General features: G+C 41.9%; 21 protein-coding genes. 4 read left to right on the top strand and 17 right to left on the bottom strand.

Going from position 1 to position 23,362, the window contains the following annotated elements; translation table 11 throughout:
• Positions 1–46: 46 nt before the first annotated feature.
• The 8 genes from BLQ13_RS12615 to BLQ13_RS12580 all read right to left on the bottom strand — a co-directional run bounded on the left by BLQ13_RS12615 (position 47) and on the right by BLQ13_RS12580 (position 13,101).
• A complete protein-coding gene (locus tag BLQ13_RS12615; protein WP_090920048.1) occupies positions 47–6,082 on the bottom strand; it encodes a phage tail tape measure protein in 6,036 nt (2,011 codons plus the stop codon).
• A gap of 50 nt (positions 6,083–6,132) precedes the next feature.
• A complete protein-coding gene (locus BLQ13_RS12610; protein WP_090920046.1) occupies positions 6,133–6,543 on the bottom strand; it encodes a hypothetical protein in 411 nt (136 codons plus the stop codon).
• Positions 6,544–6,573: 30 nt separating this feature from the next.
• Positions 6,574–7,098 (bottom strand): hypothetical protein, encoded by a 525-nt coding sequence (locus tag BLQ13_RS12605; protein ID WP_139168888.1) that lies wholly within the window; start codon positions 7,096–7,098, stop codon positions 6,574–6,576.
• Between the two features lie 215 nt (positions 7,099–7,313).
• Positions 7,314–8,057 carry a hypothetical protein gene (locus BLQ13_RS12600; protein ID WP_090920040.1) on the bottom strand — a complete coding sequence of 248 codons (744 nt, stop codon included), beginning with the start codon at positions 8,055–8,057 and terminating at the stop codon, positions 7,314–7,316.
• A 55-nt stretch (positions 8,058–8,112) separates the two neighbouring features.
• Positions 8,113–8,799, bottom strand: a complete 687-nt coding sequence (locus BLQ13_RS12595) for a hypothetical protein (RefSeq protein ID WP_139168887.1) — start codon at positions 8,797–8,799, stop codon at positions 8,113–8,115.
• A 26-nt stretch (positions 8,800–8,825) separates the two neighbouring features.
• Complete coding sequence (locus BLQ13_RS12590; RefSeq protein WP_090920035.1) at positions 8,826–9,314, bottom strand: hypothetical protein; 489 nt, start codon at positions 9,312–9,314, stop codon at positions 8,826–8,828.
• Between the two features lie 320 nt (positions 9,315–9,634).
• Complete coding sequence (locus BLQ13_RS12585; RefSeq protein ID WP_090920032.1) at positions 9,635–10,375, bottom strand: hypothetical protein; 741 nt, start codon at positions 10,373–10,375, stop codon at positions 9,635–9,637.
• Positions 10,372–13,101, bottom strand: a complete 2,730-nt coding sequence (locus BLQ13_RS12580) for a hypothetical protein (RefSeq protein ID WP_090920029.1) — start codon at positions 13,099–13,101, stop codon at positions 10,372–10,374. The genes BLQ13_RS12585 and BLQ13_RS12580 overlap by 4 nt, the downstream gene beginning before the upstream one ends.
• A gap of 246 nt (positions 13,102–13,347) precedes the next feature.
• Between BLQ13_RS12580 and BLQ13_RS12575 the strand changes: the two genes are divergently transcribed.
• Positions 13,348–13,947 carry a hypothetical protein gene (locus tag BLQ13_RS12575; protein ID WP_090920026.1) on the top strand — a complete coding sequence of 200 codons (600 nt, stop codon included), beginning with the start codon at positions 13,348–13,350 and terminating at the stop codon, positions 13,945–13,947.
• Between the two features lie 100 nt (positions 13,948–14,047).
• On the opposite strand, the gene BLQ13_RS12570 is transcribed toward BLQ13_RS12575, so the two are convergent.
• Positions 14,048–14,434: a DUF423 domain-containing protein gene (locus BLQ13_RS12570; protein ID WP_090920023.1), complete on the bottom strand. Its 387-nt coding sequence runs from the start codon at positions 14,432–14,434 to the stop codon at positions 14,048–14,050.
• 184 nt (positions 14,435–14,618) lie between these two features.
• Between BLQ13_RS12570 and BLQ13_RS12565 the strand changes: the two genes are divergently transcribed.
• Both BLQ13_RS12565 and BLQ13_RS12560 read left to right on the top strand, forming a co-directional pair.
• The gene (locus BLQ13_RS12565; RefSeq protein WP_090920020.1) at positions 14,619–15,038 is read left to right on the top strand and encodes a hypothetical protein; all 420 of its coding nucleotides are present in this window, start codon (positions 14,619–14,621) and stop codon (positions 15,036–15,038) included.
• 111 nt (positions 15,039–15,149) lie between these two features.
• Positions 15,150–15,998, top strand: coding sequence for a DegV family protein (locus BLQ13_RS12560; protein WP_090920018.1), 849 nt, complete (start codon positions 15,150–15,152; stop codon positions 15,996–15,998).
• Between the two features lie 160 nt (positions 15,999–16,158).
• On the opposite strand, the gene pdaA is transcribed toward BLQ13_RS12560, so the two are convergent.
• The gene (gene pdaA / locus BLQ13_RS12555) at positions 16,159–16,938 is read right to left on the bottom strand and encodes a delta-lactam-biosynthetic de-N-acetylase (RefSeq protein ID WP_090920015.1); all 780 of its coding nucleotides are present in this window, start codon (positions 16,936–16,938) and stop codon (positions 16,159–16,161) included.
• 99 nt (positions 16,939–17,037) lie between these two features.
• On the bottom strand, positions 17,038–17,445 hold the full coding sequence (locus BLQ13_RS12550; RefSeq protein WP_090920012.1) for a hypothetical protein: 408 nt from the start codon (positions 17,443–17,445) through the stop codon (positions 17,038–17,040).
• Positions 17,446–17,593: 148 nt separating this feature from the next.
• Between BLQ13_RS12550 and cysC the strand changes: the two genes are divergently transcribed.
• Positions 17,594–18,232, top strand: coding sequence for an adenylyl-sulfate kinase (gene cysC, locus BLQ13_RS12545; RefSeq protein WP_090920009.1), 639 nt, complete (start codon positions 17,594–17,596; stop codon positions 18,230–18,232).
• A 112-nt stretch (positions 18,233–18,344) separates the two neighbouring features.
• Here the strand turns inward: cysC and BLQ13_RS12540 are convergent, their stop codons facing one another.
• From BLQ13_RS12540 to BLQ13_RS28285, 6 genes are all read right to left on the bottom strand, one after another.
• Complete coding sequence (locus BLQ13_RS12540; RefSeq protein ID WP_090920005.1) at positions 18,345–20,165, bottom strand: ABC transporter ATP-binding protein; 1,821 nt, start codon at positions 20,163–20,165, stop codon at positions 18,345–18,347.
• Positions 20,162–21,358, bottom strand: coding sequence for a nucleotidyltransferase domain-containing protein (locus tag BLQ13_RS12535; protein WP_090920002.1), 1,197 nt, complete (start codon positions 21,356–21,358; stop codon positions 20,162–20,164). Before BLQ13_RS12535 ends, BLQ13_RS12540 begins: the two co-directional genes overlap by 4 nt.
• Positions 21,348–21,830 carry a lasso peptide biosynthesis B2 protein gene (locus tag BLQ13_RS12530; RefSeq protein ID WP_090920000.1) on the bottom strand — a complete coding sequence of 161 codons (483 nt, stop codon included), beginning with the start codon at positions 21,828–21,830 and terminating at the stop codon, positions 21,348–21,350. The genes BLQ13_RS12535 and BLQ13_RS12530 overlap by 11 nt, the downstream gene beginning before the upstream one ends.
• Before the next feature lie 4 nt (positions 21,831–21,834).
• Positions 21,835–22,134, bottom strand: a complete 300-nt coding sequence (locus tag BLQ13_RS12525; RefSeq protein ID WP_090919998.1) for a lasso peptide biosynthesis PqqD family chaperone — start codon at positions 22,132–22,134, stop codon at positions 21,835–21,837.
• A complete protein-coding gene (locus BLQ13_RS12520; RefSeq protein WP_090919995.1) occupies positions 22,131–23,078 on the bottom strand; it encodes a phosphoenolpyruvate carboxykinase (ATP) in 948 nt (315 codons plus the stop codon). Before BLQ13_RS12520 ends, BLQ13_RS12525 begins: the two co-directional genes overlap by 4 nt.
• A gap of 135 nt (positions 23,079–23,213) precedes the next feature.
• Positions 23,214–23,351 carry a paeninodin family lasso peptide gene (locus tag BLQ13_RS28285; RefSeq protein ID WP_123065008.1) on the bottom strand — a complete coding sequence of 46 codons (138 nt, stop codon included), beginning with the start codon at positions 23,349–23,351 and terminating at the stop codon, positions 23,214–23,216.
• Between the last annotated feature and the right edge of the window lie 11 nt (positions 23,352–23,362).

Genomic DNA, 23,362 nt, shown 5'->3' with positions numbered 1-23,362 from the left:
TCCACTCCTTTCTCCATATGAAAAAGGAAGAGCTCATGCTCTTCCTCTAAATGGTTCTCAACTTGAGTTTGTTGTTTAATGCTTCTTCAAATTTCCCCAGCAAGCTCATACCCGACTCCTGATCCTTAGCCACAATCTCCACTTTATCAATCTGGATGCGATTATCCGTTGTTCCAGCAACATCGTTTTGTGAAAATTTCAACGCACCGAAATCAAATCCGGTTTTGATTCGTTCTGTTATTCCGCGGACAACATCTACAATCTTTAATAGATTCGATGTATCCGATTGGTTTAGAATAAGCTCTTTCTCATGAGCAAGCAGGAATTTCGCGCCAGAAAATGCTGGGGTCAAGCCGCCCGTATCTGCAGAGAAAATTTTAAGCTTAAGCAGCTCCGCATAGCTGTTATCGGGAAATTGATACTTATCCCTGTACTTTTGGTTCTCCTCTTGCAGCTTTTTAAACTCCTTCTCCAGTTGCTGATACTTATAGGAGTCCTTATTATATAAGCCCATCTCTTTTCTGATGTTCTCGGCTTTACTTTTATTATCTAAATAATAAGTCCAGTCCCTTCGCGCCTCCGTCGTGCCCTTGATTTTAAAATCTTCCAATGAACCGCTGCTTGCACTGCCTGAAGATGTCTGTGACCCTGAATCGGAAGACGAATAGTCGCCCGCTTTAAATTTAGCGAGTGCCTTCTCAGGCTCTGAAAATTTATAGATCAAATTTTCCATTTCCACAGAAGTTTCAAAAACATGTTGTCGAATGCCATCAAATAACGTTTTATACGCTTCTCCGATTGTATTCAAACTGGCATTGACCACCGCAACATCATTACTCATCAAATTTTGTTTTAATTGATAGAAGCTCTTCTCATTTTCCAGAATATCTTTGTAGTGACGTTCCGTTTTCTTTTTCTTATCATCTAATTTATCTATTTCATCTTTATTGAGCTTATCTTCTTCTTCTTTTAATTGATCATTGTAGTTTTTGCGATCTTCGAGCTGATCCTGTAATCCCTGCTTGACCATTTCTCGCGAACGATCCCGTTCATATTTGGCAATCTCTTCATCAACCGCTGTGAGTTGTTCCGTTAGGTCTTTGCGTTTCGCTTTGGCCTCCATGGAGTTGTCCAATGACAGCACGTTGAGTTTGTCCACAATTTTCTGACGTTCATTCTTTTTCTTGGTCAGCTCTTCTGCGTAATCCGTAGAGGAATTTTCACGATCGAGAGCCTTCAAGCGAGCGTTGATGTATGTTTCGAATTTCTTCTGCTCTTCGTCCAGGTTTTTGTTTCGTTCTTCATGACGCTTGTCTTCTGCTTTCCGTTGTTCATCAATCGCATCCAAGGCAAGATCACGCTGCTGCTCAATGACCTTTTTATAGTCTTCAATGATTTTGTCAGCTGATGCTTCCTTTTTCGCTAACAATTGATCATTTATTGATTTGAGTGACTCATCTGTTCCATATAATTCGAGTTTTAATTTGTTAAATTCTTGTGTTAATTCAGCTATTTTCGCAGGAGAAAGATCGGTTCTAGACAACTGTTTTTCCAAATATGAAAGTTCATCTTGCTGCAGACTTTTTTTATGTTGAAGAATAGGAATCTGATCTTGAAGTGCTTGATTGTATTCAATAGTTCCTTCAGTTAAACTCTTTAATTTGGCATTGCTTAAATCTAACTGGTAGTCCGTTTCCTTAATCTTGTTATCATATGACTCCATCTGAGAACGGACCACGTTAACACGCTTGGTCTGAATCTCTTCTTCTAAAGCCCAAATTTTAGAATCGTTTTCAGAAATTTTCTGATTATATTCTTCTGAGTTTATTTTTTTATCTTTAAGAAGTTTAGAAAGAGTCATATTTTGCTGTTCGATCTCTCTTTTTTCTTTCTGTAGAAGAGAACTTTGTTTTCCTTCCTCTTTCCGCCATTCAACACTATCACTTGTAAACTGTTTCTGTTGATTCGAAGATAACTCTCTATCATTTTGATATCGAGTAATTTTATTGTTAGATTCCAATATAACATCATCAATAACACTACGCTGATTAACTATTATCTGATAATCTGTTTCTTCTTTTTCTTGACTTGCCTTCGATTGAGCTTCAACCGTTTCACTAGATACTGCTCCTGTACTTTTACCATTTTCTTTACTTCCTTTTTCTGTATTTGAAGCAATCAATTTATTGGGATTTTTAATCCCTTCGGCAAGAAGTTTTGATTTTTCAGAGAGTAGTGCATTTTCTTGCATAAGCGATTTACGATAAGCCGCGGAACCTGGTTCAATTAAACGTCTCTTGTTTCGAAGATTCTCTAGTGATTTATCCACTTTCTCAATTTTCAGTTGTAACTTAGTTAATAGATCGATGGATTCTTTTAAAGAATTATTTGACTTGTCGTTTAACGAAGTTGAGTCTTTTGTTGCTTTGTTACCATTGTTAACAGTACCGGTTAGTTCATCCTTCGTAATATTAAGTAAATTTAATTTAGCTAATTGTTCATTAATAATTGCCTTCTCAGCTGCATATTCTCCAAGTTTTGCATTGTTAACAAGTAGCTTACCTTGTGAGTCGTATAGGGCATTATTTCTTCGATATGCGCCATACAATTTTTCAGCTTCTTGTTCAGAAATTTCTCCATTATTAATTTGGTTAGAGAGCTCTGAAATTTTCGCAGAGTTTGCTGCTTTGCTTCTTTGTTCAAAAGCTTCTATCTCAAGCTGTGTTATTTTAATTCGATTACGCGCTTGTCGAATAGCTTCCTTGGTCATTTCAATTTCAGAATTAATATATTCAATCTTTTTTCTTTTTTCAGCCTGAATAAATTTAAGTGTTGCTTCTTTACTTAAACCGGTAACCTTAATAAAATCCCCGTATTTTTCATTCATTTTTTGTATTGTAGCTGTTGAGAGATTATTATTGTTAGCTAGCTCAGACTGTGCTTGGTTTAATAACTCGAATTCCTGTTTAGTATCTGAAGCAAACTCGCCCCACTCCGATATCATTTGGGCATTATCTTTAACTTTCTCTGTTGCTGCAATTGTTCCACTAAAATCCATCTGCATAAAAGAATTGTTTACTTCCTTGAATGCATCTGCTGTGAGTTTCCCTAGCCCTGGAAGTGTGTTCAAGAATTTCATTGCTTGTTCTGGGTTTCTAATATCTGAATTTTGAATCTGTTCAAACGCCTTACCTAGATTTGAATTTATCTGATCTTTAGATAATCCACTCTGTGTAGCGGCATAAGCATAAATCTCCATGAATTCAAGAGTATTTTTTTTAATCTCAACATTTTTTTGCGCTTCTGCATCTATGTATGCTTTTGCAGCATCTTTTACAATCGTCACTTTCTGAGTTGTTAGAGCCTTGAGACTTTCATTAGACTCTTGTTGCAGAGCAAGTGCTTCTTCATAATCTTGTGCACTCATTTCAAACATGTTTTTTTCATAAGAACCAAAGGTGCTCATATTTTTCAGACCCCAAAGATAACCTTCTTTAGTCTCATCTACTCTTGCATCTCTTTGGAGGACTTCTTTCCGTTTATCAGCAATTTCTGATTCAATCTTAGTTGCGTTTGCATTATAAGCTAGTTCTGCTTTTTCACGTTCTAATCTTATCTCATCTTCAAGTAGTTGTTTCTTTTCTTTAATTGCTTCCATGTTGGCATCTAATGATTTTGTTTGACCCTGAACGTTTTCTGTGTGAATACCATATTTGGAAGCCAACTCACTTTCTATTTGAGCAAGCCTTGTTTTCTCCTCATAGTTAAGTGAAATTTGTCTTGTCAATGTTTCGTACTCAGCCGACAAAGCTTTTAACCCATTTAGATCATACACCTTCTGGTTCAGCGCTTCAGTTTTATCCGAAAAATCCTCGGTTGCTTGGGTAGTACTAGAAAACATCCCCATAATCCACTCAAGCGCAGTCCCAAGTACGGCAAATAAAGCTCCTACCCCCAAACTCATTGCTAAGGCTTTAAAGGAGTTCTTTAATATATTGATACTCATACTTAAAGCTTTTGTCCCCACGCTTGCAGCAACCGTTGAAACCTCAATTCCTTTCAATGCGAACACGGTCTTTATAATTTCAAAGGTTAAAATACGTAAAGAAGCACTCAACAAACCTACAGCTATGCCTGCTACTCCAAAGCCTACAAAACCATTACCCAATTTAGACATCCAGTTTAATAGTCCCGTCACAAGTGAGGTGATCGTGATGAGGGTGTCAGACACCAAGGCATTGCCTAAAGCAAGGGTGAGCCCCTCCCATGCGGTCTGCATATTTTGGATTCGTGCCCCAAGTGAACCCATATAGATCTCGTTGTCCTTCATAGCTGCACCTTGCGAATGCAGAGCCGATTCGGATGCATTCAGGGAAGTTCCCCAATTTTGCATCAACGCGGTAAATGTCGCTGTCTGATCTTGTCCGGCTAAACCCAGGGCTGTATTTTGCTGTTGCGCCTTGGTCAGCTGATTCCATTTTCCAGCCAATTCATCCAGCAATGTTGTTACATCTTTATCTGCTTTGGAGATCCCAACGGATTCTAATATCCCTTTAGATTGTTCGTCTGAACCCAGCTTGGTGTATATCGACTTCAATCCTCGCCCAACAACGTCACCACTTTCGCGAGTGATGCTGCTGATTGCTGCCGTATTGCCAAGCAGTTCCTCTATGGAAACCCCGAATGATTTCGCGGCTGCACCAGCTGATGTTAAAGATAAGGCCAGATCTTTGCTGGATACACCGTAAATTCCGCTAACTTCTTTGAGCTTATCTGCAATGCTCATACTTTTATCTGCTTCGATATTAAAAGAAGCCATAGCCAAACTCAGTGTGTTCACCGATTCAGCCGGTGTAAGGCTGGATATATTTTGCAATACACTTGCTGCTTTTCCTAGACTTAATGTGTCCGCCTCATCAAATCCTTGATTGGCAAAGCCAATTAAATTGCCGTTCACTTCAGACATACTACGCCCTGTGGATTGAGCAATACGGTTACTGCCAGCCAGCATCCGCTCTTCGTCAAACGAACTTCCTATCGATCGTTCTAATTGATTCATCTGACCATCCATACTTATAATGGACTGAATTGCTTTTCGCAGAACATCCATGGGCTGGATTAATGAAGTGACATTACTCATCCATCCCCCAGCCATAGCCGAAGCTCCCTTCATAACCTCTCCTAAGGTCTTGATTTCTCCTCCTGCTCCGGCAGATGAACGGGTGGTCGCTTTAAGCTGGTCATTGAGTTGAGCCAAGCGTTCTGCAGTTGCTTTGTAACCCACAGTTGACATAGATGAATTTAGAAGTAACATTTCACTTCTTAACGTTTTTAAGCCATCGGATACCTTCCCGTTTAAGTTATACTTTTGGGAAGCTTGTATGATTTTTTCTTCTGTTATCGCAATCGATTTCCGCAGATCTTCATTCATTTTAGTGTTCTGTTGTAACGCTTGCCGATGGGCATCGTCTTTGGCAGCGTTTCTAAGGGCTGTTTGTTGTTCCAAAGCTCTTCGTGTAGATTGCTCTTCACTGAGAACAGCTTCACGTTGTTGATTCTCTAGATTCTTTTGATTCAGAGCACGCCGTTGTCCCGCGGCATATTCCATCACTTTATCGTAATTTTTCACTTGACCAGAAGTGTTCGTGTTTACCGTAAGGAGTTGTCCTAATTCATCTTTATACGTTTTGGTATATCCTGTAATTACGCCTGCATGATTTTTAATTGCTTTATCTTTTGTTAAGGTGTAGCCTGCCAACTCTTGTTCCAAGCGTTTAATGGATACCCGTTGTTTCTCATACGCCGCTGTCTCAGCTGCTGTCATATTGCGCAGGCGCTCCTGATTGATTTGCATACGCTTATACTCATCCAAGCTACTCTGCATAAGCATTTTATTCTCAATCATCGTATGGTTTAATCGGTTCATGCCATCCGCATAAGAAGTGAGCCCCTGTAAAAAGCTCGGATCAAAATCTACCTTCACTTTGAGTGAATTCATTTTACTGGCAATTTCCCGAAGAGCCTTGTTCAAATCAGTAATCATTTGATTGGTCGCTATGTTTAATTCCACATCACTAGACATTTATAAATCACTCCTTTGATCACAACAAGGAGCAATTACACAAATTGCCCCTATTCGGTGTACTGTTCAAATTGTTCACACAACTCATCGTAGACATCTGCCGTTTCTCCCTCCAACTGCAATGTACACTGTTGTAAGATTTGGTTGATGCCCTGTAACGTCGGCAAGCGTTCGCCAGTCGCTTCAATGAGCACCTTTTCTTCAAGAAGTTCCTGCAATTCATGTTGAAGTTTGTGTACATCCCGTGGAACCATCGCTCTATTTCGCATCACAAAACTGCCGTCTTCATTTTTCAACATGTGCTGCTCTTTTAATTCATGCATTTCTTCTTGAAATTGTTGATAATGCTCCACCAGTACTTTTTTGAATCGGCTACGTACCCGGCTATCTTTACTTTCCAGTTTAAGTTCATGCAAGAATAGAATGTATTTCTCCAAATTGGCCTTCATGAAAACTAACATGTACATGCTCCTTTTGACGATGGATTCAAATTATACTGACTCGTGTGCGGACTCGTGTGCAACCTGTTGTGAACGTGTAATCGCGAGTTCGGATACCATTGCAGCCATTCTTTCCTGCAGGGCTCTAAACTGTTCCTCCAGTTTCTTTAACTCCTGTTCCGGAAATTGGGTGAGCACTTCTTCCATAATGCCGTTATCCAGCAACATATTCGTAACTTTGATGAGTTTCTCTACATCCAGCTTTTTGGGGATTGGCAGATCTGTGAACTCTTTCAACAGCAGTGTATTATACAAACCCACCGTGTCTTTGATGAGCTGATCTGTAACATCGGTTTTCTGACGAAGCTGATCAATAATAGACAAGTAATTTGTGTTCACATTATCAATCAGTGATTTTCGAAAAAACGTATGTATTTGAACCTCATAATGTTGTTCCGTTACATAAATCTTTTTCCGCTTATTGTTTTTGGCATCAAGTGTATTCAAAGCGGTTGCTGTCAATTTTTTGGTTTTTGTTGTGGTGGACATATCCGTCACTCCTCTTTTTGGATTCATTCTGAAAAAAACTCCCTGATATTAAGGCTCTGATCTTGAGCAAATTATTAATGATATCAGGCGAAACATAACAAAAACTGTACTTCGTTTACAGAAATACAACATTTAAGCATATAACGAGGTGATATGATTCTGTAAAATGCTCAAGCAATACGAATGATTACAGAAAAAGGGCCGAACCCCATGAGAGGTCCAACCCTTCCTATCAATCCATTTTAATCTTCCAACACATCAATAGTAACCATGGCTTTGGAGCGAGTGTCCTTCAACACTTCACAAGTGAATGTGAACGGTTGTGGATCACCAGAAGAAGCCATTGCAATGGAGAAACCTGGCATTACCTTCAATTTAGGGATGGTATACACCGCTTCAACATCGAAGCCATCTTCATTTTTCCAGTTGGTTGTTCCTTCAAGCAGGTATGTTCCCGGGAATACATCCGAAGCAACGGTCATGCTTTGAGTCGTATCCGGTGCAGCATAGTAGTAATCTGCAATGACTTTATCCCCGTCGTTGAGCGCTGATCCTGTAAATGTCACAATGGTACCTGTAATAGGCGCTGCAGTAAGTTTTGCGTCCATAGAAGATCCGTTGGACGTTTTATAGAAATGTGTTAATTTGGTTGTCAATGGGGCATGGCTAAGTTTGATTTCACCATCTGCGTTGACTGCAACAATTTCTTTTTTGTGAACCGGTTTTGTTCCCTTTACAAATTTCGAACCTGTGAGTACCGCCAAAGATTCTTTTGAAATCAGCGCATCCTCCATTGTCATCGTTACATCTTTCTCGGAATCCCAACCAATAAGTTTTGGATGTCCCTTACCGCCACGGGCATAAACCGTTTGTCCCGCAAACTCGATAGAAGAAGTCGTCAAACTTTCCAAATAAACAACGGGTTCACCCGTCTTTACATCTTTCAATACTACATCCAAAATTTCACGTGATCCGTATCTGCTCATAAAATAAAACCTCCAGTTATTTTTATTATTTAGGTTGATTGGTCTATTTCCACATTTAATCTAATGGAGATATCCAGTGTTTTAACTTGATACTTTTGGAATCCGCACCATGTAATAAAGCCTGAATATTTACTTCATAATCATCCAGTACCTTCATACGATTGAACTGATCATTGAATTGAAAAAAATTCAGGTTGAACACATTTAGAATGTTAATCCCGTTTGCGTTTGAACTTAGAATGGAGATGAGATCAACAAAGGTCAGTGCCTCTTCTGCGCCTGAACCCTCTTTTAATTCCCGCACTTTACGTTTTCTAGCGAGCATCTTTTCCCTTAGAGCCTTTGCTCTGTCATTGAGTGGGTTAAAGTCATCGTCCTGTTTTGTGACGACACAATGTTGGATTCTAATAATTCCGGCGATCTGCTCCAGTTCGATATAAGATAACATGACATCCCCTGCATCGATGCAAGAGTGTATATCACTCAACTGAACAGGCACATCCAGAAAATATTGAAATGCATCTAAATATGCGGAAAGAAGGCTCTGATCTCCGATATACAACAATAATTCAATTAATGTACCTTCATAATCATTGATAGATAAAGAGGGGAACAAATCTTCTATGCGAAGACTGATTAAATTTAATCGTTCACTGAAAAAATCATATCCATCTTCAACGATGTCATTCAGGGATTTAGGTGGAATAACAACGCTTTGAAATAGGACAGGTTTGTTCGCCAACGTCTTTAATTTGATATCCTGTACATTCATTTGGCAAAATCAAGCATGCGATATGTAATGCTGTCACCATAGTAGTTAGGGTTGAGGATCTTAAGAACATCCAATTTTTCAAACTCCAATCGTTCTATCCCGAAATCCTGACTTCGATGAAACAGTTCATCAATTTTACGAATAATAAAATCTGTTCGAAGCAGTTCGCTCTCGGACTGACACAGACTAAGATGAGTGTATACATTGAAACAAATCATTCCTGATTTATACTCCCGCTGCACAGACTGAATATTCTCAAGCGAGACCGAAACAACGGTTTTTTGCTCATTCACATTTTTTCCAGGAAGATGACGAATCGGGAAAATCCGTTGATATAAGTATTGTTCCGGATCGACCACAGCTGGTTGTTCGAGGAAGTTTGTTGAATCATGTACGACGGCCTTCATTAACTCCTCTGACATCAACATACGTTCGATAAGCCTTGATCTAATATTGCTCAAACGAGCAAGCGAGGACTGAACCATGTGACACCTCCTTTTTGATGGATTGGGGCAGCTCTAACCTGGATCTGCTTCGAATAACTTTTAACGGAGCAGGTAGGATGGATCACCAAGCAATATCCTCCTTTGAATGAATAGTCAGCGCACACAAGGGGAGCAATAGTGGTAAGTCTCTCCTTGTGTATCACTAAACAAAATTTTCAACAATCGCTGAAAGCTTTGGTACGACTGAGCTGAGAAGCGTTTTCTAATGATGAAAAAACTCATTTTCTAACAAAAAAAACCATGATCCGGTGATCACGGTTTTTCATTCATTATTTATTGGGAATCATGACTCTGCACGTCTAGTTCCTCTTATCCTTCTTGCATTTTTTGCAATACTTCATACGATTAGATTTGGCATGTATGTTCCGTCCACAAACTATACAATTCTTGATGTTGGCGCCTTTCCAACGTAGGTATTCAAGTACAAAATCATCAAACCTCTTTACATAAAAAGCAATCGTATCCTCTTCAGAAGCAAATAAAACTTGGACATTCGTTGAATCCACTCGTTTGCTTTCTTTAAGATACCCCTCTTGAATCAATTTATAGATTAATAAGCCCTGATCCTTTTTACTAACAGCCATTTCGCAATCACTGTATATCTCTTTGAGATCATTATTTATCCAATACGCTTTAGTTTCATGAATAAGATTGTTAATCTTACTGTATACCAACATAACAAATGCCAACTTCTCCAGGCGAATACTGCGGAGTTCTTTAATCTTTTGAAGTTCTGTTACCGTAACAGGAATGTTTTCAATCTCAATCATTGTACTTTTAAGTTCTTCTTTTCTCTTTTTGATCCAGTTTGCGGTTTGGTTAACAACCCGTGTTAAGTATGCATCCCATTGCACAGCATTATAATCCGCATAATTACGCGACATAAAACCATCTAACATCTGTTGTACTTCGGTAGGGGTATATCCTTGCTCAAATTCATATTTAGCTATACACACCAATGTTTTCGTCGGCTTTTTATCCATCTTTCCATATTCGAGTGCTTCTTCTGCGTGCTGTCGTTCGTTCAGAATCATCTTCATGAAGTAACCTCACTCACTTCAACAGACGTCATCCTAAAAGTCTTGCCCGCATATTCGAATTCCCCCGTCGCCTCCGCCACAACTGGATAATGGATGATCTGCCTGTTGCGATGCAACAGATTGCGAATGATCTGCTCACCGGATACGTCCCATACAAATTGTTTGGATTGATCTGCTCGGCGATAACACATATCCACAATCATGTTACAGAGATCTTCTTCGTTGTTACATATCTCCAATGCCTGCTCCTTGAAACGTGAAACAAAAACCTGCCACCTCGCGGATCGTTCTTCCTTGTTCACCTTGCTCTTGCGAGAGTGGGTCATGTAGTTTCGAAGTTCCTCATTGTGCCTCTGATACAACTTCTGTATCTCCTTGTACCGTGTTTGCGAGTATTTTTTGGAAGTTTTCAGAATATCATGATCAAAACCATTTTCGGCGTTTCGGAACTTGATTTCATCCAACTGCTTCTCTACGCGTCTGCATAAACGATTCATGACAGAAGGAGCCACAGATACGGGCATTCTCTGTTCGTATTGTTGCAAGAAGTGTACCATTTCAGCAGAGCCGCCTTGCTCTTGGGTGGCTGTTAACTCCTCCACCGTCATCCCAAACCGTTGCAAGCATTTCTGATTGGTTTTGTCGATATAGGTGTTATATTCCTTCTTTTGCTCTGGATCATTGTAGATGAAAAAATAAGGCTTTTTATCCGCCACCAGTTTCAACGCATTCTCATCCTGTACAGCAACGCGGATATCATACCAGTGTTTAGGCATAGGTTTACATTCAATCCCTTTGGCCTGATCAATGGCATTCTGCTGATAATGCTGGCCGCATTGTATCCTGTACATCATCTCCTTATATTCAGGGGTATCCTGCTCATAGCTAGCTAAAACATCAAACATCGATGTAATCTTGTTGGTCGTAAAACCGATCAGATCGCCAAAACTGTCTTTGTTCGCCTGAATGAGGTCACTCTCCGTCGGAATTTTTTTGGTTGATGTTTTTTGTACGCACACAATGGCCTCTAACTCTTGGATTGCACCAAGGATCGTCGCATTATCGGTAGTCAAGACCTGATCGCTATCCATATCTGCACCATTGAGAGAATGAGTTGTTGTATCCCATGAATTTAATATCGTCACTGTGTTCATATACCGGTACCAATGTTGCATCTCTTCGGTATGGCTGAAACGAAGTATTTTAATATTGTTATGACAGGTCATCGGAGCTCTGAAACAGGCGACTTGACGGACTTGTCTTTCATTCCAGTATTGGGAATAAAACTTATCCGACTGTAACAAGCCCGTCAAAGGCAGACCAAACATACTCTGACATAACGTATACGGATCTCCAGAAATAATGCTGAAATTTCCTTTAACACGTAAAACTCCAATCTTAGCTTCATTCATTCGTTTTCGAATGAGGTTATGGATTTTGTGTTTTACAAATGGATCGTCCATTAATCCGGATTCAACCATCAGACCTTTAATATAATCATCTGGACTATGCAGATAATCTCGCTCTTGAATATGGATACCTTTCAGAAATAAAAGTGCTTTGCGATAATCTTGTCCAAGTACGTCTTGGATGGTACTTATTGTCGGAGAGATCAGCTCATCAATTTCGTTGTCACTGAGCTGTAGCGACTGTATGAACTGATAGTTCAGATGTCGTTCATCCTCTAATTGTTCCGGTGTTACTTTGGTTACGCTGAAGGTGTATCCGTGATAACCACAACATAACAAATAGTCATTTATACCGCTGTATGCTTGCCAAAGCTTCAGCATAGACGTTGTTATAATCAGATCCACTTCGCGTATATCTACAGACTCGCCCCAGGCATCCACGACCATGTAATGACCCGCGACCCGATCGGCAAATTCATGATAATCAAATGTAAACACCATACCTTTGCAGAAACTGTTACGAATACAGAAACCACTCGGAATATAGGCATGACCAAGTTCTTCGGCCCATAACTTGCTAAGAGCGGGTGAGATCAAACCGAATCCATCACTCATATTCAATTGTATGGGGTGATCGTTTTTCTTTTCTACCTGAGGATATTCCGTCCTGGAGTCATCAATCTGAATAATGTCTGCACGAAATTCTGTGACACAGTCAGGTATAACCAGCACTTGCTCTGGATGAGAGACTGGAGTACTGGTGCTACAAGCCAGAGCTTTGTAAGCCTCCAATTTGGCTGGGACCAACTCCATATCCGGGTTTCTTCCATTATTCAATCTCCGTTCCAGTGGCAAGTGAATATCCTCGCTTACGTAGATGACGGTTGAACTTTTGGCCCCTCCAGTGGTAGCCATCAAACGTTTGTACTTTGTACCGTTGAGACTAAATCCTTTGGAAGAGTTTAAGCGATCATAGTCCTTATTCGTTTCAATGACGACGAGCAGATAATCAGGAACAAATTTGAGTTTATTCTGTGCCTCATGCAGTTTTTTGAGCGTTCGTTTATGCTGAACTGTCGTCTTCAAGGCTTTGACGCGTCGGAGTTCATGTTGAATCTCTATCCACTGCTCTTCCATTCTTTTCTGTGAACGTAACTGATCAATGAATCGAAACACCTGATGGTTTCCAATTGCTGCTAGTTCTCCGTTTATCGAGGCGTCATGGTACGTTAAATTCAGATGATAATTCGCTTTGCGGATTCGTGACGAAGTGACCTTATATACGTATCTCAATCGATTCTGATATGAAATGTTCATGCCCTATTCCCCCTGCTTCTTCCTGTCCTGATTACTAAATTATAGTTGTAGGTCAGGTTCATGAAGCCTGCAAAAGGTTTGATCACGGGATGAAAAAAGAAGAATATATGAGGAAAACAAAGGATCATTCTGAGTTCTAAAATTAACCTATTTCTAAGTCTTTGGTACTATGATTTCCATCATATTAGTGCTATAGTATATTAGAGTACATACGTGCTTACACATTATTTAACGGGGCTGGGATGAATGAAACAAACCTTATCCAATCAAGATGACGTCGGCTATTTATTTAATGTCGATATACTTATTAAGAGCCGTTCAAATGCATTGGCACTGCAGTCCCTGATCGAGTTCATAAACAAAGAAGAACAAATTGCGGACTTTCGGATTCACTCCGGAATTGTGCTTGGTCAAATCATTGAAGCTATGACTCAGGCTAAAACAGGTTCTACTGACTCTAATCAGAATTTCCTTGATTCACCACAATTTTCCAACGCACAGTTAAACTCCAACAAGTCAGACCAGATCGTTGATTCGGTTTCGTCCAAATCACAACCACAACAATCCGTTGCCAAGGAATCAAATTCAAAAGTTGACAAGAAAAAGTCTACTGCAGACACTTCCCATGTCGCTGATTCGAATTCGTTCGATGCCTGGATTGAATCCTTAATTAAAGAAAATCGCCTCACCCGAATTGTCGTAAACAACAAACATGGCAAACATCAGAGCATTCCTTGTCGAATACTTAATTTTGATCGGGATAACAATGTGGTTAGCATTTATCATGTGGATGAAAAACAAGTTTACACATTCAGAACAAACGAAATAGATGAGTTCTTACTGTAGCCTTAAAGATTCAAACAAAAAAAGCAACCTGATCTGGAATGCGGTAAACATTCGGGCACAGGTTGCTTTTGTTATACGATTATTCTTGTAACAAAGACTGCTACAGACTGGTCTTGCCCCGTTGCCAGACATCCATTGCAAACAGCAGCCAGCCAGCAATAAAAGCTACGCCACCGATCGGTGTGACCGCTCCTAAAATTTTGATACCCGAGATGCTAAGTACATAGAGGCTTCCTGAAAAAATGATGATACCCGCGAAAAGCAAACGCGCTGCCCATTTCAGCTTCGTTGATGCTCCGAGCTGCCCAGCAGTTAATCCTACAATTAGCAAAGCAAGCGCATGAATCATGTGGTATTGTACCCCTGTTTCGTATGTAGCAATTGCACTTGCACCAATTTTGTCCTTAAGCATATGTGCACCGAATGCACCAATAGCCACCGACAACATCGTTAATACGGCTCCAAGCATCATCCATCTCCGTTGCATATCCACTCTCTCCCTTGATTCGTTTCGAACGCCATTACTCCATATATTGTAGCGAATTCAAGCTCTAAAGTAAAAGAAATGCCTTATGAATATCTAATCTAGAATCGCTGGACACTATACAGGGTAATAAACATTCAGTATCCTATACAAATCATGATATCTTTTAAGGAGGTAGTGTACCCTTATGAATAATTACAATTCACCAAACTCAGATGACTATACACTCCCGCCAGAATCAGCAGAAATCAATGGAATACCTCTCAAACATTCAGGGCCGGGGATCGCAAGTTTTGTTATTGGACTGGTTGGTTTTCTAGGGCATCTCGTAACATTTGTGTTGATGTCTCTTGTACTGAATAACTCCATTGAACTCCTCGGATCGTCAATCAGCCGGGAAGAACTCGCTATTCATCCGGCATTCGTTCTAGGTTCTTTGGCTTTTCTTGTCTGCCTGGTTTTTAATCTCATCGGCCTCATTCTTGGGATTATTGGATTAGCGCTCCAAAATCGCAAGAAAGTCTTTGCCGTTATTGGCACGATTCTGAGTGGACTACTTATTTTGTTTTTCACAGTGCTTGTACTTGGCGGTATATACTTGACGTAATGCTTTCCTTGAGAGCCCCGGTTCTTTATAATTAAGCTAGGTGGCTTAACCTTTGCCCCGTTATACTTAACATATGAATGACCAAATATTTGAATTCAAAAGGAGATTGACATGCCACGAATTAAAATTTTTGCGGACAGCACCAGTGATCTGGCTCCGGAGTGGATCCAGCAGTACGAAATCGGCATCATTCCTTTGTATGTGGTGTTTGGTGGAGAATCCCTGAAGGACGGACAAGAGATCAAACCGGAGCAATTGTACGAACGTGTAAGTCGCCATGGTTCTCTGCCCAAAACAGCAGCACCTTCACCCGCTGATTTCATGACCGCATTTCAACCTTACATAGAACAAGGCGACGATATTTTTTACATCTCCTTATCTTCAGAGCTTTCTTCAACCTATCAGAACGCTCTGCTCGCCAGTTCTGAATTTCCAGAGGGGCGCATCTCTGTAGTGGATTCCAAAAATCTCTCCTCAGGCATTGGCTTGATGGTAATGAAAGCTGTGTATGCAGCAGAACAAGGAAAAACGCTGGCTGAGATTACGCAACAGATTGAAGCCATGAAACCAACGGTGCGTACAGAGTTTGTTATCGATACTCTGGAATACTTGTATAAAGGCGGACGTTGCTCCGGTATGCAAAATCTGATTGGTAGCCTACTTAAAATCCGTCCCGTCATTCGGGTAACCGATGGTAAGATGTCCCCCGCCTACAAAGTACGCGGTAAACGAGAAAAGGCGCTGGAACAAATGTTGCAAAATACGCTCAGCAATAAAGAACAGATTGATCGGGATTTAGTGATCGTTGTTCATACCATGGCTGAGGAAGATGCGTTAAACCTGAAAAAGACGCTGCAGGAGCAAACCGGAGCGCGCGTAGAATTAACTACGGCAGGTTGCGTCGTTTGCAGTCATTGCGGACCCAAAACGACCGGAATAATCTATAACACGATTCATTAGGACGAATGGTAACAACAAATAAAGGGCATGCTCAGCAGATTGCTAGGCATGTCCTTTATTTGGTTGGGGATGACAACTAAATAAGCTTATTTTCTTTGATACCCAGACCTCAACTAAAACTAACTTAATCCATGCTCGTCTTGCCCGCTTGATCTGATCGTTAATAGGTTCTGGTCTTCAGATCGTCCAGACTTTTGAATGCATAACCTTGCTTGCGTGCCTCATCAATGATTGCTCCAAGTGCCTCCGTATTGTCTTTCGAAACGGAATGTAGCAAGATGACAGCCCCCGGATGAAGCTGTTTCAGCACCTGTTGATGAGCATACTGTGCACCACGCTGTACATTCGTGTCCCAATCCTTATAGGCTACAGACCAAAACACATTGACATATCCCTGAGCATAACTCTCAGCAAGTGTACGATTGTTGAAAATACCGCGAGGTGGCCGCAAAAATGTAGCCTGTTGCCCCGTGAGACGGTGCACTTCAGATTTCACTTTTTCCAGTTCCTCTTTAATTTGTGTATTGGAAATTCGAGTCATGTCCGGATGACTCCAGGAATGGTTCCCGACAATGTGCCCTTCGGCAGCCATACGTTTGACAAGATCCGGCTGATCCTTCAAATAATGTCCTGTAACAAAGAAAGCTGCCGGCACCTTCTTCGCTCGCAACACATCCAGTATTGCAGGTGTGAACCCATTCTCATACCCATTATCAAAAGTCAGATACAGTTCCTTTTGTTTGGTATCCCCCAAGAAAATGGCATGATTATGCTCCAAAATAGACTTGAAACCTTCCTGATCAATGGAAGGCAGTTCGCCATTCTGACTTTTTTTAAAGCCAAAGTGGTATGCTCCATTAATGGGAGATGCTTCTGCCTGCGATGCCAGCATGCTAATGGTGAACAAGCCGAGCAGCAGATATAGCACCGTTCGCTTCATGTTATCCGCTCCTGTCCCTGAAATTTCAGTTTGTTTAATGGTCACAAACACCTTCAGGTAATATGCCGCAAGAGCGTCTATATTATGTAATCATTAGCGTTATATCCGTTTATTCTCGCGTGAGGACTGCGTTGGTTGATGGAAAAGCTCAAGTAAAGTCTGAGGTTTACCGCTGGTAGCCAGCCAATCTTTTACCGTCTGGATTGCACGAGTCTGACCGTCCCCTTGATCCCTCCAGGTTAGAAGCTCTATCACTTTGATGATGAGTGCTGACATGTTATGATTGTCCTTTTCAGAGCGTTCTGCACGTAATTTATGATATAGAGCCTCCTGCTCCCAATCCAGCAAAATTTCATCTCCGATCGTCGGTTTCATGAGTGTATAAGCCCGATTGCAGCCTTCGCAGCGAACTGTGTTCACTTGTTGCTGCACAAAATAGGTGTTCACTTCCTGCCCGCAATCAGGGCATATGAACCCTACCTGAATATTTTGAATGTTGTCACTCATGATCTTGTCCTCCTGCTCTCTGTGTATAACATCTATACCCGATATACAGACGGTTCACGCTTCTTTGGCGGATAATTTTCATGGTCTATAATCTAGCAAATATGTTAAAATATTATACATAGGATTAGTTGAAAAGAGGTGGGATAACATGTCGAAGGAAGATCGTCATATTACTTGGCAAGCATCGAGTCTAAATCGACAGGATCGGGAGAATAACAACGGTCATCGCAGTCGCACGATATGGTTTACAGGTTTATCCGGAGCGGGCAAATCCTCCATTGCCTTTGCACTGGAGAGAACCCTGCATGAACAAGGTGTTCGCTGTTATGTGCTTGATGGTGATAATGTACGGCATGGATTGAATCGGGATCTCGGTTTCACCGCTGCAGATCGCCAGGAAAACCTGCGTCGAATCGGAGAAGTAAGCAAGTTGATGGTAGATGCGGGACTACTTGTGCTTTCGGCATTCATTTCCCCCCACGCACAGGATCGGGAGATGGTCAGGCAGCTGTTTGAACCGGAGGATTTCATTGAGGTCTATGTTCGTTGTTCTATTGAAGAATGTGAACGGCGTGATCCCAAGGGACTCTACAAAAAAGCTCGCAAAGGTGAAATCCCTCATTTTACTGGTATATCTGCTCCCTACGATATTCCAACCTCCCCTTCATTCGTCATTGATACCGAACAATGCAACATTGAGGAAGCTGTTCAAGAAATTGTGCAACATCTGCAACGAATCGGTGCCTTACATCTTCCTGTACAGACCAACTCATCTCTGACTTATTAATTCAATTCAAGAAATAATAAAGATATGAAAGGCGTCCCTCTGCGGCACGCCTTTTTTCATTCTAGTAACACTCGCTTCTCTTTAATTCGTTAATAAGAATACAATTTATGGTTTACTGTCCAGCAGCACCAGCTTGCATATGAAGCAGTTTGCTGAAAGTGCCTGACGAATCCATAGATAATTGCTGATATCCGCCTTCTTGGATGACCCGCCCTTCTTCCAAAACGATGACACGGTCTGCTGTTCGGATCGTGGAGAGTCGATGTGCAATGACGATAATTGTGACGTGTCCCTTTAATCGTTCGATCGCTTCATGGATATGCTGTTCATTTTCACTGTCCAGTGCACTTGTGGCTTCATCCAGTACCAGTACAGAAGGGTTACGAAGCATGGTCCGAGCCAGTACAAGACGCTGACGCTCTCCACCGGACAGGCGTATGCCACGATCACCTATAATGGTATCCAGACCTTGCGGAAGCTTGCGAACGAATGAAGCGGAAGAAGAAAATTGGAGTGCCCGCCACATCTGTTCTTCACTTGCATCCGGATCAACCAGACGTAAGTTCTCACGAATGCTGGTATGGAACAAAAAAGGATCTTGTGAGACATACCCGATCGAACTTCTCCAGTTCAATAACTGTTCCTCAGTCAAGGGTTTTCCATCAATCAGGATACGACCACTCTCAGGCTTCACCAGACCCATGATCAGATCAACAAATGTGCTTTTACCAGCCCCCGACTTCCCAACAATAGCAGTCATACCTTGAGCAGGAATACATGCTTGCACATTCTTTAATGCATACGTGTCACTTCCCTCATAACGGTAATCCACATCCTCACACACGATGCTTTTTACCAGATCGATTGGAGCAATAGGCTGGGAAGCAGGTGTACCTATCTCTTTCCTTGATTCACGGATCTCACAGTTTTTCTCCGTTTGATCCTTCAACTCTCTCACGATCCGAAATGCCGGCAACATTGAACTAATGTACTCCAGATTAGACTGAATCGCAGTAAACCTTGGCCATAATCGCGAAAAAATCAAAATAATTAATAACAGGTTGGCTGGTGGCACCGACATCACCTGTAAAGAAAGGTAAATAAACGCCGCAATGATTATCGCCGCTGACACCCGATGAATGAGCTGTGTACCTGTATTTAATTGACTAAACTGCACCACATTACGTTCAATTTGGCTACATATGCGATCAAACCAGCGGATATGCGAACTTTCCAGCATATTGCTCTTAATATCCTTAATTCCGTTGAAATGCTCCGTGATCCCGTAGTAGTAGCTCTGCGAGAATTCGGAAGTCTGATCTCCAATCTGTTTGGCACGCCTAACAAACTTTCTTAGTAATACAAATAACAACAAACCACTGACAAGTACAAGCGTTGTGAGCTTTGCGGATAACCAGAAAGCCAGCCCAATCTGAATCGCTGTAAAAATCAGCGAGGCTGCCATCTGCAGGACTAGACTTGTTCCCTGACTTACCCTGGCAAGTTCTGTGGTTAATATATGGTTGAAATCGGATTTTCGTTTTTGGAGAAAAAAAGACCACCGTGCCCGAAGTAATGCACTGTAGGTTTCCAAGCGCAGCGTTCGTATGAATTGCTGCTGAATACGGGTATTGCGGATCGTCTGCAGTCGCTGCATCCATGCCTGTCCTGAGAGGATAAATACAAAAGCCAGTAAAACAAGTAGCAATTGACCATTTTCCGAGAATCGGTGGAGTAGCTCCGTTAACCAGGGGATATGTATACCAGAAGAGCCCATCTCAAAAACACCAATTAAACTTAACATAGGAACAAGCATGTATATGCCGATTCCTTCCATTAAACCAATCAAGATCATAGCTAGCAGATTCCAATATAAAATAGGCCCAGAAATATGATGCAGTTTTCGCATGAAATAATTTAACTCGGAGATCATACCTTTCCCCTCTCTGCCATCGTGCTTTTTTTGAAGCGCCGCCAGAACCAGAGAAATGGACGTAACGGAAAATACAGAAAAAACAGGGAACGTGGTAGCGGGAATTGATGCACGTCCCAAGTACTTGGATATAACCGCTCAATAAAGAAAAACCATTTTTGCCTCGTACTACGAAGAGAGAATAAATATGATGAATAGTTGTGTAGCTCTTCTGGACTGTCTAACATTTCGTTCATAAACAGCGCGCCTTCTCTCGCCAGTCGCTTTCCCATGCGCTCACGCGTAGCCATAATCGATAAATACGAATCGCCCAGCGGGGTATGCAACAGATCCGAAACGAGATGTAATGTCTGGGAACCGATGGCTAGACGCCCTTCTGCTTTCAAACGACGTTCTACCTTTTTCATATCGAGCGGCATCGAACGAATCATCTGATCGATATCCAGTAACCACCGCAGTCTGAACCAGCCGTGTCTTGCACCATGCGTCACTAAATAAACCCATAAATCCTCTCTTTCAAGCATACGTACAGGTGTCTGGGTGTACGAACTGAATCGGCTTCGTTTCCACAATAGTTCAAACTCCGTTTCCCGGCCAGAATCAGGGTTAAGCCGCCAATGGATCTCCACTTGAGTACGTTTGACCGGATGAACATAACAGATATGATGCTCCCGCCACTTCCAGCTACGAAAAGTAAGCGCCCTTTCTCCTTCTTTGCACTGGTAACCAAGGTTGACAAGAATACGCCCAGCTTCCTCCACATTCTGAACTGGAATTAAAATATCCAGGTCTTTCGAAGTCCGCATGGACACATCTCCGTACAAATCATGAGCCAGAGCAGGCCCTTTCAGTGTAATCGTGCGAATGCCACGCTCCCGAAATGCTCCACACACTTGCTCCATCTCGGCTGTTAAATGTAACATACGGAAGGTATTAATCGTATACTGCTGTTTCAAACTCCCTAAAACTGCTTCGGGAATAAACCGCAGATCCAGCATTTTTAATTTCACATAAATAATAGAATACAGACGATGATGGACCACAAGTTGTAAAAAAAGTGGCCAATCCATCTCGTGCAGTCGGCCCTTGATCTCCTCGGAAGTCAGATCTGCCAGATCATCTCTAAGCAGGCTCAAGATTAGCTTGAGCTCCTTCGGAAACCCTGTGGAATACAGTTCAGTTTCATGCGTCATAGACAATCTCTCCAGATCCCTTCTCAGGACATCGTTTGCCAAACACGCCGACGACCGTATATTGATCCATCGTATCTGCTCCAGTTACGATCAGTTTTCCACTTCGTAGCCAGGCGTGTGCCATCAGTTGTCCTTGCTTATTCCTTGCGGTACCCATATATAATGTACTCGCGATATTACGCCGTTCCAGCATTTTCATTGCAGCTATCGCCATAACAAGACATTGGCTTTCCCAAAACGTATATTTACTAGCAATCATAACGGCTTTCGATATGTTTCTTATTTCCGCCACTTGAGTCCGATTCAATCCAGTAACAGGTGTTTCGACCATAGGTGTACCAAGCCTCGGAGCAATTTTGGCAAACGGTCTTGCCTTTTGCACTCTAGCCCATCCTAGCAGGATATAAGCTTCCCATACCAAACGCCTTATCGTACCTGGAAGCGAGAAATAGGACTTCACTTTACGAAACATGTTCCTACACTCCGCGCGAAATGTTGATTAAACCTTCACGTGAGAGATGTTCCAAAAAAGCCACAACCTGATCACGGCATTGTTCTGCCTGAATGTCATATTCTGTAGCAAGCGTCTCAATCAATTCATTCAGCGTTCTCTCTTCTGCAATCAGTTCCCAGATTCGTCCGCCTGTACTTCCCAGATTGTAATATTTCCCGGAACTGATGCTCATCATCACCTTTTCGCCACCCATATCACTGACCAAGTTGCCATCCTTCTGGATTACGACGTCATTCGCATCGATAGGTGTAATTGCTGTCATATTTCTATCTGCACTCCTTTGCGTATATGATTAATGATCCGATCCACCATTTCAAATGCTGTAAAATGGTGCCCCGTTCTGCTAATTCTGTTAATCTCCACACTGGCTGAAAGTCTTGAAGCTGTTTCAAACAACCATTGAGCGAGTCCTTGGCGATTCACCAGTCCACCGCGAAAGGTATGAGAGCAGAGCAAGTGCAGACGTTCCAGACCACTTACCTCCTGCAAATGCACAGAACCAGATTCCTGGTCCGGCTCAGGTACAAGTTCGTAGATTCCCCCAAGTGGAACAGCCCTCTCGTGAAAGTAGTGCTGAACCGGTATGGCGTATTTCGTAATTTCAGCATGTACCGTTGCATAATCCTGCTGCTTCATTCCGAAGCCTTCCAGACTGGGTTGCCATAATTTCTGCTGGGGATATCCGGGGGATACGATCGCTCTGCCTCCAGCATCCCAGTTCAAGGCTACCACATCATCGGTGAGAAGAGGATATCCGCGTGAGGCTAGTGCCGCCGACAACGTAGACTTTCCCGCGCCAGAATGCCCAACGAACGCGTAGGCCCAACCATCAATCACAACTGCGCTTCCGTGCAGAGGAAGAATACCACGCTGCATCATAATCACGGACATGCATGTCCCGAGGATAAACAGCCTGACTTTTTTCGGATCGGCACCAGATACTTGAGAGACAACGATTCTTTTGCCATGCTCCATGAAAAAAAGACCCGTATCTTCTATTCTGAAAAAAAGACAACCGTCTCGCGCCACAAAGTTGTCGCTACCAACATCCCATTTCTCCCATAACCCTGCCAGATCAAAAGACTCGATCTGTACATCAGCGACATCCTGCTGCGTTTCAGCAGTCAGAGTTGCGCGCTGCAACTCAGGCATCGGAATCTGACTCAACCAGCGTAAACCATAAGCTTCATAGTACAAAGGCAACAATAAAGGCGCCTCCTTCATTTATAGATATGAAAAAAGCCCTGATATTCACAAGCTCAATATTAGGGCGGAGGCGAAAAAGCTGGATTGGTTGCATTTCCGCCCTTTAAGTATGAACTAGCTGGGGAAACTACAAAATTAGGACGTTGGATCGTACATGTCGGCATCGTGAACAGTGATCCAGTCGATTTGTCTGTATCCTACCCCTGCCATCGTTTCATTCACATCCAACACTTCAAGAACGGGTGCTTGCCATTCCTTTTTTTCGTTTTGCATCGTTTTCACCT

The sequence above is a fragment of the Paenibacillus polysaccharolyticus genome (genome assembly GCF_900102085.1).
Lineage (GTDB): Bacteria > Bacillota > Bacilli > Paenibacillales > Paenibacillaceae > Paenibacillus > Paenibacillus polysaccharolyticus.
This window is presented reverse-complemented; position numbering and strand designations above follow the sequence as displayed.